The sequence below is a fragment of the Streptomyces sp. NPDC007095 genome (assembly GCF_040634475.1).
Classification (GTDB): Bacteria; Actinomycetota; Actinomycetes; order Streptomycetales; family Streptomycetaceae; genus Streptomyces.
Window position 1 is genome coordinate 1 of record NZ_JBEYFS010000157.1, and the last position, 12900, is coordinate 12900.

Below are 12900 nucleotides of genomic sequence, written 5' to 3' on the forward strand. Positions count from 1 at the left end.
TGCCGGCCGGAAGTCCTCGTACTGGACGTACTTGGGCTTTCGGCCGGTGCGGCGAGAGTGCGTGCCGGGCGTCGCGACGGGGCGAACGTTGCCTGCCGCGGCACTAGCTCCAGGCCGGGGCGTGCGCGCAACCCTTGCCCCGCATGCCCTCGTAGTCCGCCTGCGTGCCCTGCACCATCACCAGGTACTTCATGAGTCGCTCCTTCGGCTTCCCCGGCTCGGACCGCCCGTGGTGGACGGCTCTCACACAGGACGTCGGAGCCGACCCGCGTCTCTCTGCACGGGTGCGCGCGTCAGGATTTTTCCGCGACGGACTCCCCGGGAGGCTCCCGGGTCTCCCCGGTGTCCCTGCCGGGTTCAGATCCGGTCGCGGGTACGGACCGGGACCCCGCGCCGCCTCTGGACCCGGCTCCGGCCCCGGGCTCGCCGACGTACGCCTCGCACTCGGGGTTGTGGCAGGGGCCGGGACCCCATACGGGAACGAACGCACCCAGCGTCTTGTGGCGCCGCACGACGGTGGTGACCGGCTGCCGGCACGCGGGGCAGACATGCTCATCGGTGCCCATGCATTCAGGGTAGGGCGGGAGAGGCTTCAGCGCTTCCTGTTGTACGTCCGCACGTAGACACCGTTCTTGAACGCGCGCACCTAGTCGAGGGCGAACTCGGTGACGGCGAAGTCGGCGCCGAACGTCGGCATGCCGGAGCCCGGCATCACCGGGTACGTCTTGATGACGAGCTCGGCGCCTCGCGCCGCAGCCCGCCGTTCTCGCCGGGCTGCTGAAGGGGCCGCGAGACCGCTCCCTGGTGCTGGCGTTCATGCGCTATCTGCCGGCCCGCGCGATCCGCGACCGCACGGGCCATCTCGCCCTCTTCGAGCTGCGCCTGGAGGCCACCCGCCGCCGGACGCTGCGCGCCTCGTACGCCGAGTCGGTACGCGGAGATCTGGAGGAGGGCATCGAGTTCCACCGCGCCGCCGGTCTGCCCGGCGGCGACGAGACCGTCACGGTGCTCCACCTCGACGTGCTCGGGCTGCTCCTGGAGCACCTGGCACTGCCCGGAGTGCTGGACGGCGTACTCCCCGGCGTCGCCGTACCCGACGAGCTGCTCGAACGGATCGTGGCGACGATCGTCCCGGAGAGCCCCGGCCCGGAAGCCAGGTGCCGGAGGGGGTGAGCCCCGGTCCGATCAGGCCCTCCGCTCGGGCTGCGGCTCGCGCCACATCGGCCACATCCGCGGGCCGTCCGGCAGGTCGAGGGGGCGCCCGGTGAGGTCGAAGCCGAGACGCTCGTAGAGCCGTCGGCTGTCGGCGTTGCTCGCCTCCAGATAGGCCGACAGGCCCTCGCGGTCGCAGCGGTCGAGGACCGACCGGACAAGCGCGGTGCCGAGTCCCTCGCCCTGGCGCTGCGGCGCCACGCCGATCATCCACAGGTACTCGTGGGCGCGGCCCGCGGGGTGGATCCCGGCCGTCAGGCGGCCGATCAGCTCGACCCGCTCGTTGTCCGGGTCGACGGCCTCACGCAGCCGTACGGGACCGTCGTCCTCGTCGTCGGCGTGGCCGGCGTCGGCGGGCACGGACAGCCACAGCGCGCACGCCGAGCCGTCCTCCGTGACGTCGACGCGGCCCTCGGCGAGCACGACCTCGGTGAACATCCCCATCAGTCCGGGGTGCTTGGCGCGGCGGTGCGCCGCGTCCGGAAAGACCCAGACACTCACCGGGTCGTCCTGGAACGCCTCGTCGAGCAGCCGGGCGACCAGCTCCCGATCGCCCTCGTCCGCCGTCCGGATCACCACGCCCATGTCCCACCCTCTCGCCTCAACCGCCGCTGATCGTACGGCTGTTGCAGCCTAGGGCCTGTCGGGCCTGTCGGGCCTGTCCGGGCCCGAGAGGGGCAGGCCCCGCGCACCGTGGGGATGCGCGGGACCCGTTCCGGCCGGAGCCCGGTGCCGTACGGAGGTCAGGTGCCGTACGGTCCCAAAGGCCCCGGGGTCTTCAACCGCCCTTCTGAAGGGTCGAACGGGTCATCTGAAGGCCGAGCGGGTCAGTTGCTGCGCCGCGTCACGAACTCCGCGAGCGCGAGGAGGCCGCCCGCCGCCTCAGGGTCGGGGATCGCCCGGGACAGCTCGTGCATCGCCCGGGACATCCGGTCGGCCGCTTGGAGCTGCGCCCAGTCACGGCCGCCCGCCCGCTCGACGGCCAGCACCGTGCGCTCCAGCTCCCCTTCCTCGTAGGGAACTCCGTACAGCTCGGCGAGTTCCGTCGCCGCCGGGGTGCCGGAGGCGAGCGCGGCGACCACCGGCAGGGACTTCTTGCGGGCGATGAGATCCGCCCCGGCCGGCTTGCCGGTGCGGCTCGGGTCCCCCCAGATCCCGATCACGTCGTCGATCAGCTGGAAGGCGAGCCCGGCCTCCCGGCCGAACGCGTCCAGCGCCTCGACGTCCTCCTCGTCCGCCCCCGCGTACAGCCCGCCGAGCGCGCATGCGCAGCCGAGCAGCGCGCCGGTCTTGGCCTCGGCCATGGCGAGCACTTCGTCGAGGGTGACCTCGGCGGGTCCGCGCTTCTCCATGGCCGTGTCCGCGTGCTGTCCCTCGCACAGCTCGACGACGCAGGACGCGAGCCGGGCGGCGGCGGCCCGGGACGCCGGGTGCGAGTCCTCGGCGAGCAGCCGCTGCGCGAGCGCCTGCATGGCGTCCCCGGTGAGGATCGCGTCGGCGTCGCCGAACACGGTCCACGCGGTGGGGCGGTGTCTTCGGGTGGTGTCCCGGTCCATGACGTCGTCGTGCAACAGCGTGAAGTTGTGGATCAACTCCACGGCGGCCGCGGCTTGTACGGCGGCCGCGTGCTGACCGCCGAGCGCTCCCGTGGCGGTGAGCACGAGGGCCGGACGGATCGCCTTGCCCGCGTTGCCCGCCGCCGGGCTGCCGTCCGCGTGCTCCCAGCCGAAGTGATAGAGCGCGATCCGGCGCATGGATCCCGGCAGCGAGTCGATGGCCCTGCGCAGCTCGGGGTCGACGGACGCCCGGGCGTGCTCCAGGATGCCCGCCGCTTCCTGTCCGTCCAGCGGACCGGGCGCGACCTGCCGTTCCATGGGCCTCCTGTCCGCGGAACCGCCGCCCGATGGACCGCCGTCCAAGGAACCGCCGTCCATGGGCTTGCCGATGAGGCCCGGCCTGTCCAGGGTCTCGGCCGGACCCCGCCTCGTCCCCGGTGTTCCCGCCTGATCGGGCGGGAACACGACGGCCGGCGTCGGGAAGGTCACCGCCAGCGGCCGATCTCGACGTTCTCCAGGATGCCGAGGGCGTCCGGCACGAGAACCGCCGCCGAGTAGTACGCCGTCACCAGGTAGGAGATGATCGCCTGTTCGTTGATGCCCATGAAACGCACCGACAGGCTCGGCTCGATCTCGTCCGGGATGCCCGCCTGCTGGAGGCCGATGACACCCTGCTCGGCCTCACCGGTACGCATGGCGATGATCGAGGTCGTACGGGTGTCGCTGACGGGGATCTTGTTGCACGGGAACAGCGGCACGCCGCGCCAGGTCGGGATGCGGTTGCCCGCGATCTCGATGCTCTCGGGGACCAGTCCGCGCTTGTTGCACTCGCGGCCGAACGCGGAGATCGCGCGCGGGTGGGCGAGGAACAGCTTGGTGCCACGCCGGCGGCTGAGCAGCTCGTCCAGGTCGTCGGGGCTGGGCACGCCGTCGTGCGGCTGGAGCCGTTGGTCGTACTCGCAGTTGTTGAGCAGTCCGAACTCCCGGTTGTTGATGAGCTCGTGCTCCTGGCGCTCCTTCAACGCCTCGACGGTGAGGCGGAGCTGCTGCTCCGTCTGGTTCATCGGCTGGTTGTAGAGATCGGCCACGCGCGTGTGCAGGCGCAGCACGGTCTGGGCGATGCTCAGTTCGTACTCGCGCGGCGCGGCCTCGTAGTCCACGAAGGTGCCGGGGATGTCCTGCTCCCCGGTGTGGCCGGCCGCGAGGTCGATCTCCTTCTCGCCGTACTTGTTGGTGCGCTGCTCCGGAATCGCGCGCAGCTCCGTGAGGTGTCCGCGCAGGGAGTCGGAGCGCTCGGCGATCTGCTCGAGGTCCCGGCGGGGCAGCGCGAGCACGGTGACCGCGGTGACGGCGCGGGCCGTGTACTCCCAGATGGCGTCGGGGTCGATGAGCGCCTGCTCGCCGAAGTACGCGCCGTCGGCGAGGACGCCGAGGACCGCGTCGTCGCCGTACGGGCCGGTGCCGATCTTCTCCACCTTGCCGTGCGCGAGCAGGAACACCTCGTCGGACGGACTGCCGAACGAGGCGAGCACTTCGCCCGGTGCGAACTCCCGCTGCTGGCACCGCTGGGCGAGCTCGCCGAGCACCTCCTGATCCTCGAACGAGCGGAGCACGGACAGCTCGCCGAGCTCCGCGGGGATGACCTGCACACGGTCACCGGTCTTCACGAACGTCACACGGCCGTCGCCCACGGAGTAGCTGAGCCGCCGGTTCACGCGGTACGTGCCACCCTGCACGTTCACCCACGGAAGCATGCGCAGCAGCCACCGTGAGCTGATCTCCTGCATCTGGGGTGCGGACTTGGTGGTGGTGGCCAGGTTCCGCGCGGCCGATGTGCCGAGACTCTGCTGCGGCTTGCCCTGACCCGCACGGACCTCTTCGCCTACCGACATGAAAATTGCCCTCCCGGTCGTGCACTGATCTGCGCCGACCAGCCTTCCATCACGGAGCGTGCCGGTGCTATTACACGAATGAGCGGGAATGGATCACGGCGGATTGGGCAGAGGGTCCGCTTTTGTCGATCGACCGAACAGGCCGGAGTCGTTGCCCTCGAACAGCCGCAGTCGTGGCCGTCGAACAGCGCGGAGCCGTTGCGAGCGGGAACTCCGAGATCAGGCCAACCGTTTGACGCGGTGACGGACGACGACAGGAGACGGCAATGGCAGGCTTCCTGGACCGCGCCAAGGAACAGGCGCAGCGAGGGCTCACGCAGGGCAAGCAGAAGCTCGACGAGGTGCAGGCGCAGCGTGCGGGCGGCGACCTCCTGAAGAGACTGGGCGCGGCGTACTACGCGGAGCGGCGCGGCAGCGGCTCCCCCGAGGCGACCCAGCAGGCCCTGCAGGCGCTGGAGAGCCACATCGCCGCTAACGGGGACGCGTTCCTGCGCTCCTGACGGACCTCGCGGACACGCCGTGGACGCGCTGGTCAAACGCACCTGCACCCCTGACCGGATCGACTCGCACACCGTACGAACGGCTGGGCCGGAGCCCCTGGTTCCGGGTACAAGCTGCGATACGAGACGGCCGCGACCGGTGGCCGCCGCGCAGTGCGAAGGAGGCGGTCATGGCCCCACCCATGTCCGCGGGCGGTTTCCTGAACCGGCTCAGGGAGGAAGGCCTCACCGTCGTCGAGGTCGGCGAATGGGAGCATCACAACCGCAATCACAAGGGGCCCTGGGGCCCGGTGTACGGCGTGATGATCCACCACACGGTGACCTCGGGCAGCGAGCACACCGTCGGGATCTGCCGTGACGGCCGCCCGGACCTGCCCGGTCCGCTGTGCCACGGCGTCATCACCAAGGACGGTGTCCTGCACCTCGTGGGCTACGGCCGGGCCAACCACGCGGGTCCGGGTGACGACGACGTGCTGCGCGCCGTGATCGCGGAGAAGGCACTCCCGCCGGACAACGAGGCGAATACCGACGGCAACCGCCACTTCTACGGCTTCGAGTGCGAGAACCTCGGCGACGGAAAGGATCCGTGGCCCGAGGTGCAGTTGGAGGCCATCGAGAAGGTCGCGGCCGCGATCTGCCGCCACCACGACTGGACGGAGCGTTCGCTCATCGGCCACCTGGAGTGGCAGCCGGGCAAGGTCGACCCGCGCGGCTTCACGATGGCCTCGATGAGAGAGCGCGTCCGCGACCGCCTCAAGTGACGGACGGGCGCGGGGCGGCCGCCCGCATACCGGACAGGTGTCCGACAATGGTGGGGTGCCCAGCCCCGCAACCCCGGACGGCCCGAACACCCCGGCCACTCCGGACGCCCCCGAAGCGCTCGACCCGACCGGTCTGCGACCGCGGCTGCCCTCGCCGCTGTACCAGGTCGCGGACGAGCGCTTCGCGCGCCATGGCGTACGGCTGCTGCTGAAGCGGGACGATCTGATCCACCCGGAGCTGATCGGCAACAAGTGGCGCAAGCTCGCCCCGAACCTCCGCGCCGCAGCGGGCCGCACGGTGGTCACCTTCGGCGGCGCGTACTCCAACCATCTGCGCGCCACCGCCGCCGCGGGCCGCCTCCTCGGGCTGACGACCGTGGGGGTGGTCCGCGGCCAGGAGCTGGCCGACCGTCCCCTCAACCCCTCGCTGACCCGCTGCGCGGCCGACGGCATGCGACTGCACTTCGTCGACAGGTCGATGTACCGCCGCAAGAGCGATCCGGAGACGCTGGCCGCCCTGCTGCGCTCGATGGACACCGAGGACGCGTACGTCGTCCCCGAGGGCGGCAGCAACTCCCTTGCCGTACGCGGCTGCCGGGAACTCGGCGCGGAGCTGCGGGGCCACGGCGGTGTCGATGTGGCCGCCCTGGCCTGCGGCACCGGCGGCACCTTCGCCGGCCTGGCCGCCGGCCTCGCCCCCGGCCAGCGGGCCCTGGGCATCCCCGTCCTCAAGGGCGGCTTCCTGGAGGGCGATATAAGCGCCCTCCAGGAAGCCGCCTTCGGCGGCCACCGCGGCACCTGGTCCCTCGACGACCGCTTCCACTTCGGCGGCTACGCCCGCACCACACCGGAACTCGACACCTTCGCCGCGGACTTCGAACAACGCCACGGCCTGCCCGTGGAACGTCTCTATGTCGCCAAGATGCTCTATGGACTCGTCACCCTGATGGAGGAGGGGGCTTTCGCACGGGGGACGACGGTGGCGGCGGTGATCACGGGGGCACCGTTCTGAGCCCTCGCACGGCCCTGAGCATCCTTACGCCGCCTCCCGATAGGCCGCCGCCTCCTCCAGGTCGAGTCTGCGCAGGAGGGTGCGGAGCATCTCGTCGTCGATGTAGCGGTGGTCGCGGAGTTTCACGAAGACCTCGCGTTCGGCGCTGATCATCTCGCGGGACAGACGGCGGTAGGTGTCGTCGGCGGTCTCCCCGGTCACCGGGTTGACGGCGCCGAGCCGCTCCCAGACGGCGTTGCGGCGGCGTTCCAGGACCGAGCGGAGCCGGTCGGCGAGCGGCGGGGGCAGGGCGTTGCGGTCGTCGTCGAGGAGTGCGCCGAGGCGTTCCTCGGCGACCCGGGACGCCTGCGCCTGGGCGTTCGCCTCCGCGAGCGTCTCGGCCTGGACGTCGCGCCCCGGCAGCTTCAGCAGGCGGATGAGAGGGGGCAGGGTCAGCCCCTGGACGACCAGGGTCCCGATGACGGTGGTGAAGGTGAGGAAGAGGAGGAGGTTGCGATCGGGGAAGGAGGCACCGCCGTGCACGGTCAGCGGGATGGAGAAGGCGATGGCGAGCGAGACCACCCCGCGCATTCCGGCCCAGCCGATGATGAACGGCCCCTTCCAGGTGAGGGCCCCCTCGCGCTCCCGGACGCGCGCCGACAGGATCCGGGGCAGGAAGGTGGCGGGGTATACCCACACGAACCGGGCGGCGACCACAACCAGGAAGACGGCCACCGCGTACCATGCGGCCTGGGCTCCCTGGTACTGGCCGAGGCCCTTGAGGACGACCGGCAGTTGCAGTCCGATCAGGGCGAACACCGCCGACTCCAGGACGAACGCGACCATCTTCCACACCGCCTCCTCCTGGAGCCGGGTCGCGAAGTCCACCTCCCAGGCACGGTGCCCGAGGTAGAGCGCGACGACGACCACCGCGAGCACTCCGGAGGCGTGCACCTGCTCGGCGATCCCGTACGCGACGAAGGGGATCAACAAGGAAAGGGTGTTCTGGAGAAGTGCCTCCTTCAGGTGCGTGCGCAGCCAGTGGATCGGCACCATCAGGACGAGACCGACGACCACACCCCCGACCGCAGCGAGCAGGAACTCGCGGACACCGCCCGCCCAGGTCGCGCCCGCGCCGACCGCGGCGGCGAGGGCCACCTTGTAGGCGGTGATCGCGGTCGCGTCGTTCACCAGGGACTCGCCCTGAAGGATCGTGGTGATCCGCGAGGGCAGCCCCACCCGGCGCGCCACCGCCGTGGCCGCCACCGCGTCCGGCGGCGCCACCACAGCCCCGAAGACCAGCGCCGCGGGCAGCGGCAGGCTCGGCACGATCAGATAGGCGGCCCAGCCGACTGCCAGCGTCGCGAAGAGCACGTACCCCACCGACAGCAGCGCGATGGGCCGCACATGCGCCCTCAGATCGAGGTACGAGCTGTCGCTGGCCGCCGTGTACAGCAGCGGGGGCAGCACCAGCGGGAGCACGATCTCCGGGTCGAGTTCGTATCCGGGCACTCCAGGGATGTACGAGACGGCCAGGCCCGCCGCGACGAGCAACAGCGGCGCCGGCACCGGGGTGCGACGAGCGAGCCCGGCGACCGCGGCGCTCCCCGCGACCAGCAACAGCAGTGGCAATACGTGCATCGTCTTCCGCCCGCCCTCGTTTTCGCGCGACATCCCGCACGCCCGACGTAACCTGGCAATCATGAAACAGTGCACGCACGCCGACGAGCTGCAGCACCCCGAACCCGGGCCGCTGAGCGAGACCTGCCTGGAATGCCAGGCCGCCGGTACACATCCGGTGCAGTTGCGGCTGTGTCTGAGCTGCGGGCACCTCGGCTGCTGCGACTCCTCGCCGCTGCGGCACGCGACGGAGCATTTCAAGGAGACCGGACATCCCGTGATGCGTACCTTCGAGCCCGGTGAGAGCTGGCGCTGGTGCTTCGTCGACCACGTACTGGTGTGACCCACGGCTCGGACGGTTCGACCGTCTGACGCCTGGGTACGTCAACCCGGCGCGCGCTCTTCCTATTTGGGCCCGCAGACCCCTAGCCACTGTCCGTACTCATAGGCTTACTATGAGTGACAGCAAGGGGCGGGGTCCCCAGGACAGGAAACTTGGGAGCGCGGTAGCGTCACCGCTGAACCACCTAGCGCGTTACCCGGGGGGCGACCCTCGGCCCCCGAAAAGAGCTCGAAAGAGCTTGTACCACCTTGGAGGTGAGGGTGTCCCAGATCGCAGGCGAGCCCGCGACGAAGGACTTCGTGGAAGTCCGGCTGCCGGCCGCGGGTGCCTACCTGTCGGTGCTGCGTACGGCTACGGCCGGTCTCGCGGCCCGTTTGGACTTCACCCTCGACGAGATCGAGGACCTCCGCATCGCGGTGGACGAGGCCTGCGCGATTTTGCTGCAGCAGGCCGTCCCCGGATCGGTGCTCAGCTGTGTCTTCCGGCTCATCGACGACTCGCTCGAGGTGACGGTCTCCGCTCCGACCACCGATGGTCACGCTCCGTCACGGGACACGTTCGCGTGGACCGTCCTGTCGGCGCTCGCGGGCAAGGTCGACTCCACCGTCGCCGAGGACAAAACCGTTTCGATCAGCCTCTACAAACAGCGCGGCGCGGGACCCGGGCCGGCGTGAGGAACGGGGACGGGCCGGTGCGGGACGAAGAGCGCGGCACACGGGAGCTTCCCGCCGGACGTGTCGACGGCCTCGACGGGCCCCGGCGCGCGGTGGAAGGCGTCGACGGCATCCCCGAACAGGCCCGGCCGCACCCGGAGGACGCACAGGAGAGCCTCCTCTCCGGCCAGGACGACGGGCAACGGGATCCGGAGGGTGCCGCGCCGAGCACGTCCTCGGAAGGGCGGCGGCTGGTGACGGGCGGGACTATGAGCGAGCACGAGCGACACGACAAGCCAGAGGTGCAGAGCGTGCAGGGCACGCAGCACGGGCCGAGCGCCCAGCACATCCAGCACGACCCTCAGGACCGCAGCGGCGCGCGGGCTATGTTCATCGAGCTGCGCAAGCTGCAGGACGGCAGCGCGGAGTACGCGGAGCTGCGCAATCAGCTGGTCCGCATGCACCTCCCGCTCGTCGAGCACCTCGCGCGCCGCTTCCGCAATCGCGGTGAGCCGCTGGACGACCTCACCCAGGTCGCGACCATCGGCCTGATCAAGTCGGTCGACCGCTTCGACCCGGAGCGCGGCGTCGAGTTCTCGACGTACGCGACTCCGACGGTCGTCGGCGAGATCAAACGGCACTTCCGCGACAAGGGCTGGGCGGTGCGGGTGCCGCGGCGCCTGCAGGAACTGCGCCTGGCCCTGACGACGGCGACGGCCGAGCTGTCGCAACAGCACGGGCGCTCTCCCACGGTCCACGAGCTGGCCGAGAAGCTGGCCATCTCGGAGGAGGAGGTCCTGGAGGGCCTGGAGTCCGCCAACGCGTACTCCACGCTGTCGCTGGACGTCCCCGACACGGACGACGAGTCCCCGGCGGTCGCGGACACGCTGGGTGCGGAGGACGAGGCCCTGGAGGGCGTCGAGTACCGGGAGTCGTTGAAGCCCCTGCTCGAGGACCTCCCCCCGAGAGAGAAGCGGATCCTGCTTCTCCGCTTCTTCGGCAACATGACCCAGTCGCAGATCGCGCAGGAGGTCGGCATCTCCCAGATGCACGTCTCCCGCCTGCTGGCCCGCACCCTCGCCCAGCTCCGCGAAAAGCTCCTGGTCGAGGAGTAGACGAGGAGTGACCTGGCAGCCGCCGAGCGGGGCTCACGACCGGCGTGGACCCTGCCGGAGTGCCGGAGCTACTCGGTTTCCTCGGCGGCACCGGGGCCGCGGATGCCCAGCGCCCGGGTCGTCTCGGAATTGACGAGCAGGACCAGCGCCGTGATCGCGACCGCCGCGAGGGCGATTCCGGCGGGGATCGCCACGCTGTCCGCCTGGAGCAGGCTGTAGGCGACGGGCAGCGCCATGATCTGGGTGATGACCGCGGGGCCCCGGCTCCAGCTGCGGCGCAACAGCAGACCGCGGGCGGCCAGCAGGGGCAGCAGCGCGAGCACGATCAGCGTCACACCCAGGGTCACGCCCTGCTGCCTGTCCCCCGAGCCACCCGTGGCCCCCAGGACGAGCATCCACACGCCCCCCACGGTGAGGACCAGCCCCTCCAGCGCGGCCAGCGCGGCCGCGGCGGTCAGCCGTCCGGGACGGGGCTCTGCGGTGGGGGCGTCGGGGGTGGGGATCTGCTCAGCGCTCACCCCTGAAGGGTATCCCTCGGGCCCCGGCGCGCGGCCGGACCCCGGCCGCTCCCCCACCGCCTCCCGCACCTCACCGTGTCGAGACTCACGCCCTTATCTCTTACCGGATCCCTAACTCGGTCTGGGACCAGTACCCCTCGGTAGGTACGCTGCATCGCATGCGTGCACTTCTCGTGGTCAATCCGGCAGCTACCACCACAAGTGCGCGCACGCGCGATGTCTTGATCCACGCGCTGGCGAGCGAGATGAAGCTCGAGGTGGTCACCACCGAGTACCGCGGGCACGCACGGGACCTCGGCCGGCAGGCCGGGGAGAGCGACGACATAGAACTGGTGGTCGCGCTCGGCGGTGACGGCACCGTCAACGAGGTCGTGAACGGTCTCCTGCACAACGGCCCCGACCTGGACCGCCTGCCCCGCCTCGCGGTGGTCCCCGGCGGTTCCACCAATGTCTTCGCCCGCGCACTGGGCCTGCCCAACGACGCCGTGGAGGCCACCGGCGCCCTGCTGGACGCGCTCAGAGAGGACCGCGAGCGCGCGATCGGTCTCGGTCTCGCCGCGGGCACCCCCGACACCGAGGACGAAGCCGTCCCCTCCCGCTGGTTCACCTTCTGCGCGGGGCTCGGCTTCGACGCGGGGGTGATCGGCCGGGTCGAACAGCAGCGCGAGCGCGGCAAGCGCTCCACCCACGCCCTCTATTTGCGCCAAGTGGCACGTCAGTTTCTGGACGAACCTCACCGCAGGCACGGAACGATCACACTGGAGCGGCCCGGCCAGGACCCGGTCACCGATCTTGTGATGTCCATAATCTGTAACACCTCGCCCTGGACGTTTCTCGGCAATCGTCCGGTGTACGCGTCACCTAAGGCTTCGTTCGATACCGGCCTCGACGTACTCACTCTCAACCGCATGTCGACAGGCGCGGTTGCCCGGTATGCCACCCAGTTGCTCACTTCGTCCCCCGAGCGCGGCCCCCATGGCAAGCACGCCCTGTCTCTGCACGACCTGACCGACTTCACCTTGCATTCGAAGGCGCCGCTCCCCCTCCAGATGGACGGTGACCACCTGGGACTGCGGACCAGCGTGACGTTCACAGGCGTACGCCGTGCACTGCGTGTGATTGTGTGAGCGGAAGGGCCCAAAGTCCTTTCACTCGAACGTTTAGACCAGGGTCCACCCCATGGAAGTACGGCTGTGACCTAGTCGACACCGAGGAATCAAAAAAAACTTTCCAGAAGGGGTTGTATCCGCCGCTGAGGTTTGCGAGTCTCTACGTGGCGATCGGGACGGCCCGCAACATCGGCCCCACAGAGAGCCAGAACCCCTCCTCAAACCACAGGACCACGTCAGGGAATCCTGACAGTCGGCCCTTCACTTGTTGAGGGATTCGTGAAAGCGTTCACATTCACAAGCAACGTGCATGTAATACCAAGGAGAGGTAGCAGCCATGGACTGGCGTCACAACGCCGTTTGCCGCGAGGAAGACCCCGAGCTCTTCTTCCCCATCGGCAACACCGGTCCTGCGCTGCTGCAGATCGAGGAAGCCAAGGCCGTCTGCCGCCGCTGCCCCGTCATGGAGCAGTGCCTGCAGTGGGCGCTCGAGTCCGGCCAGGACTCCGGCGTCTGGGGTGGCCTCAGCGAGGACGAGCGTCGTGCGATGAAGCGCCGCGCCGCCCGCAACCGGGCTCGTCAGGCCACCGCCTGACACCCCACCCCGTAACGAGCCTGAGCCCGGCGGCG

Annotated in this window: 14 protein-coding genes and 2 pseudogenes; 9 read left to right on the plus strand and 7 right to left on the minus strand. The window is 70.2% G+C overall.

The genetic code is table 11. From position 1 onward, the window contains the following. Positions 1–293: 293 nt before the first annotated feature. Together ABZ656_RS39160 and ABZ656_RS39165 are read right to left on the minus strand one after the other, a co-directional pair. The gene (locus tag ABZ656_RS39160) at positions 294–566 is read right to left on the minus strand and encodes a hypothetical protein (RefSeq protein WP_101400588.1); all 273 of its coding nucleotides are present in this window, start codon (positions 564–566) and stop codon (positions 294–296) included. 80 nt (positions 567–646) lie between these two features. Next, positions 647–739: pseudogene (locus ABZ656_RS39165) on the minus strand (dihydrofolate reductase); the annotation flags it as partial. Here ABZ656_RS39165 and ABZ656_RS39170 point away from each other — a divergent pair. After that, a pseudogene (locus ABZ656_RS39170) lies at positions 719–1173 on the plus strand (TetR/AcrR family transcriptional regulator); the annotation flags it as partial. The pseudogenes ABZ656_RS39165 and ABZ656_RS39170 sit on opposite strands and share 21 nt — an antisense overlap. Before the next feature lie 12 nt (positions 1174–1185). On the opposite strand, the gene ABZ656_RS39175 reads toward ABZ656_RS39170, so the two are convergent. The 3 genes from ABZ656_RS39175 to ABZ656_RS39185 form a co-directional block, all read right to left on the minus strand. Then, the gene (locus ABZ656_RS39175) at positions 1186–1797 is read right to left on the minus strand and encodes a GNAT family N-acetyltransferase (protein WP_101400587.1); all 612 of its coding nucleotides are present in this window, start codon (positions 1795–1797) and stop codon (positions 1186–1188) included. Positions 1798–2039: 242 nt separating this feature from the next. Next, positions 2040–3086 carry a family 2 encapsulin nanocompartment cargo protein polyprenyl transferase gene (locus tag ABZ656_RS39180; RefSeq protein WP_360274751.1) on the minus strand — a complete coding sequence of 349 codons (1047 nt, stop codon included), beginning with the start codon at positions 3084–3086 and terminating at the stop codon, positions 2040–2042. Between the two features lie 167 nt (positions 3087–3253). Then, positions 3254–4660, minus strand: a complete 1407-nt coding sequence (locus ABZ656_RS39185; protein ID WP_101400586.1) for a family 2B encapsulin nanocompartment shell protein — start codon at positions 4658–4660, stop codon at positions 3254–3256. A gap of 266 nt (positions 4661–4926) precedes the next feature. Here ABZ656_RS39185 and ABZ656_RS39190 point away from each other — a divergent pair, with 266 nt between their 5' ends. The 3 genes from ABZ656_RS39190 to ABZ656_RS39200 all read left to right on the plus strand — a co-directional run bounded on the left by ABZ656_RS39190 (position 4927) and on the right by ABZ656_RS39200 (position 6933). Continuing rightward, positions 4927–5160: a hypothetical protein gene (locus ABZ656_RS39190; protein WP_101400585.1), complete on the plus strand. Its 234-nt coding sequence runs from the start codon at positions 4927–4929 to the stop codon at positions 5158–5160. A gap of 170 nt (positions 5161–5330) precedes the next feature. After that, positions 5331–5921, plus strand: coding sequence for an N-acetylmuramoyl-L-alanine amidase (locus tag ABZ656_RS39195; RefSeq protein WP_101400584.1), 591 nt, complete (start codon positions 5331–5333; stop codon positions 5919–5921). Between the two features lie 133 nt (positions 5922–6054). Beyond that, a complete protein-coding gene (locus tag ABZ656_RS39200; RefSeq protein WP_101403735.1) occupies positions 6055–6933 on the plus strand; it encodes a pyridoxal-phosphate dependent enzyme in 879 nt (292 codons plus the stop codon). Between the two features lie 24 nt (positions 6934–6957). Here the strand turns inward: ABZ656_RS39200 and ABZ656_RS39205 are convergent, their stop codons facing one another. Next, positions 6958–8553, minus strand: a complete 1596-nt coding sequence (locus tag ABZ656_RS39205) for a Na+/H+ antiporter (protein WP_101403734.1) — start codon at positions 8551–8553, stop codon at positions 6958–6960. Positions 8554–8614: 61 nt separating this feature from the next. Here ABZ656_RS39205 and ABZ656_RS39210 point away from each other — a divergent pair, with 61 nt between their 5' ends. The 3 genes from ABZ656_RS39210 (at position 8615) to ABZ656_RS39220 (ending at position 10643) form a co-directional block, all read left to right on the plus strand. After that, on the plus strand, positions 8615–8875 hold the full coding sequence (locus ABZ656_RS39210) for a UBP-type zinc finger domain-containing protein (protein ID WP_101400583.1): 261 nt from the start codon (positions 8615–8617) through the stop codon (positions 8873–8875). 260 nt (positions 8876–9135) lie between these two features. Next, positions 9136–9549, plus strand: a complete 414-nt coding sequence (locus tag ABZ656_RS39215) for an anti-sigma regulatory factor (protein WP_054228129.1) — start codon at positions 9136–9138, stop codon at positions 9547–9549. Then, positions 9546–10643, plus strand: a complete 1098-nt coding sequence (locus ABZ656_RS39220; RefSeq protein WP_101400582.1) for an RNA polymerase sigma factor SigF — start codon at positions 9546–9548, stop codon at positions 10641–10643. The genes ABZ656_RS39215 and ABZ656_RS39220 overlap by 4 nt, the downstream gene beginning before the upstream one ends. A gap of 68 nt (positions 10644–10711) precedes the next feature. On the opposite strand, the gene ABZ656_RS39225 is transcribed toward ABZ656_RS39220, so the two are convergent. Further along, complete coding sequence (locus tag ABZ656_RS39225; RefSeq protein ID WP_360274757.1) at positions 10712–11161, minus strand: hypothetical protein; 450 nt, start codon at positions 11159–11161, stop codon at positions 10712–10714. A 158-nt stretch (positions 11162–11319) separates the two neighbouring features. Between ABZ656_RS39225 and ABZ656_RS39230 the strand changes: the two genes are divergently transcribed. Both ABZ656_RS39230 and ABZ656_RS39235 read left to right on the plus strand, forming a co-directional pair. Next, positions 11320–12288, plus strand: coding sequence for a diacylglycerol kinase family protein (locus ABZ656_RS39230; RefSeq protein ID WP_360274760.1), 969 nt, complete (start codon positions 11320–11322; stop codon positions 12286–12288). A 319-nt stretch (positions 12289–12607) separates the two neighbouring features. Further along, complete coding sequence (locus ABZ656_RS39235; RefSeq protein ID WP_006380970.1) at positions 12608–12865, plus strand: WhiB family transcriptional regulator; 258 nt, start codon at positions 12608–12610, stop codon at positions 12863–12865. The last annotated feature ends 35 nt before the right edge of the window (positions 12866–12900 follow it).

Coding starts and splice junctions, on each gene's coding strand:
- ABZ656_RS39160 (WP_101400588.1), bottom strand. CDS start 566: ATGGGCACCGATGAGCATGTCTGCCCCGCGTGCCGGCAGCCGGTCACC.
- ABZ656_RS39175 (WP_101400587.1), bottom strand. CDS start 1,797: ATGGGCGTGGTGATCCGGACGGCGGACGAGGGCGATCGGGAGCTGGTC.
- ABZ656_RS39180 (WP_360274751.1), bottom strand. CDS start 3,086: ATGGAACGGCAGGTCGCGCCCGGTCCGCTGGACGGACAGGAAGCGGCG.
- ABZ656_RS39185 (WP_101400586.1), bottom strand. CDS start 4,660: ATGTCGGTAGGCGAAGAGGTCCGTGCGGGTCAGGGCAAGCCGCAGCAG.
- ABZ656_RS39190 (WP_101400585.1), top strand. CDS start 4,927: ATGGCAGGCTTCCTGGACCGCGCCAAGGAACAGGCGCAGCGAGGGCTC.
- ABZ656_RS39195 (WP_101400584.1), top strand. CDS start 5,331: ATGGCCCCACCCATGTCCGCGGGCGGTTTCCTGAACCGGCTCAGGGAG.
- ABZ656_RS39205 (WP_101403734.1), bottom strand. CDS start 8,553: ATGCACGTATTGCCACTGCTGTTGCTGGTCGCGGGGAGCGCCGCGGTC.
- ABZ656_RS39210 (WP_101400583.1), top strand. CDS start 8,615: ATGAAACAGTGCACGCACGCCGACGAGCTGCAGCACCCCGAACCCGGG.
- ABZ656_RS39230 (WP_360274760.1), top strand. CDS start 11,320: ATGCGTGCACTTCTCGTGGTCAATCCGGCAGCTACCACCACAAGTGCG.
- ABZ656_RS39235 (WP_006380970.1), top strand. CDS start 12,608: ATGGACTGGCGTCACAACGCCGTTTGCCGCGAGGAAGACCCCGAGCTC.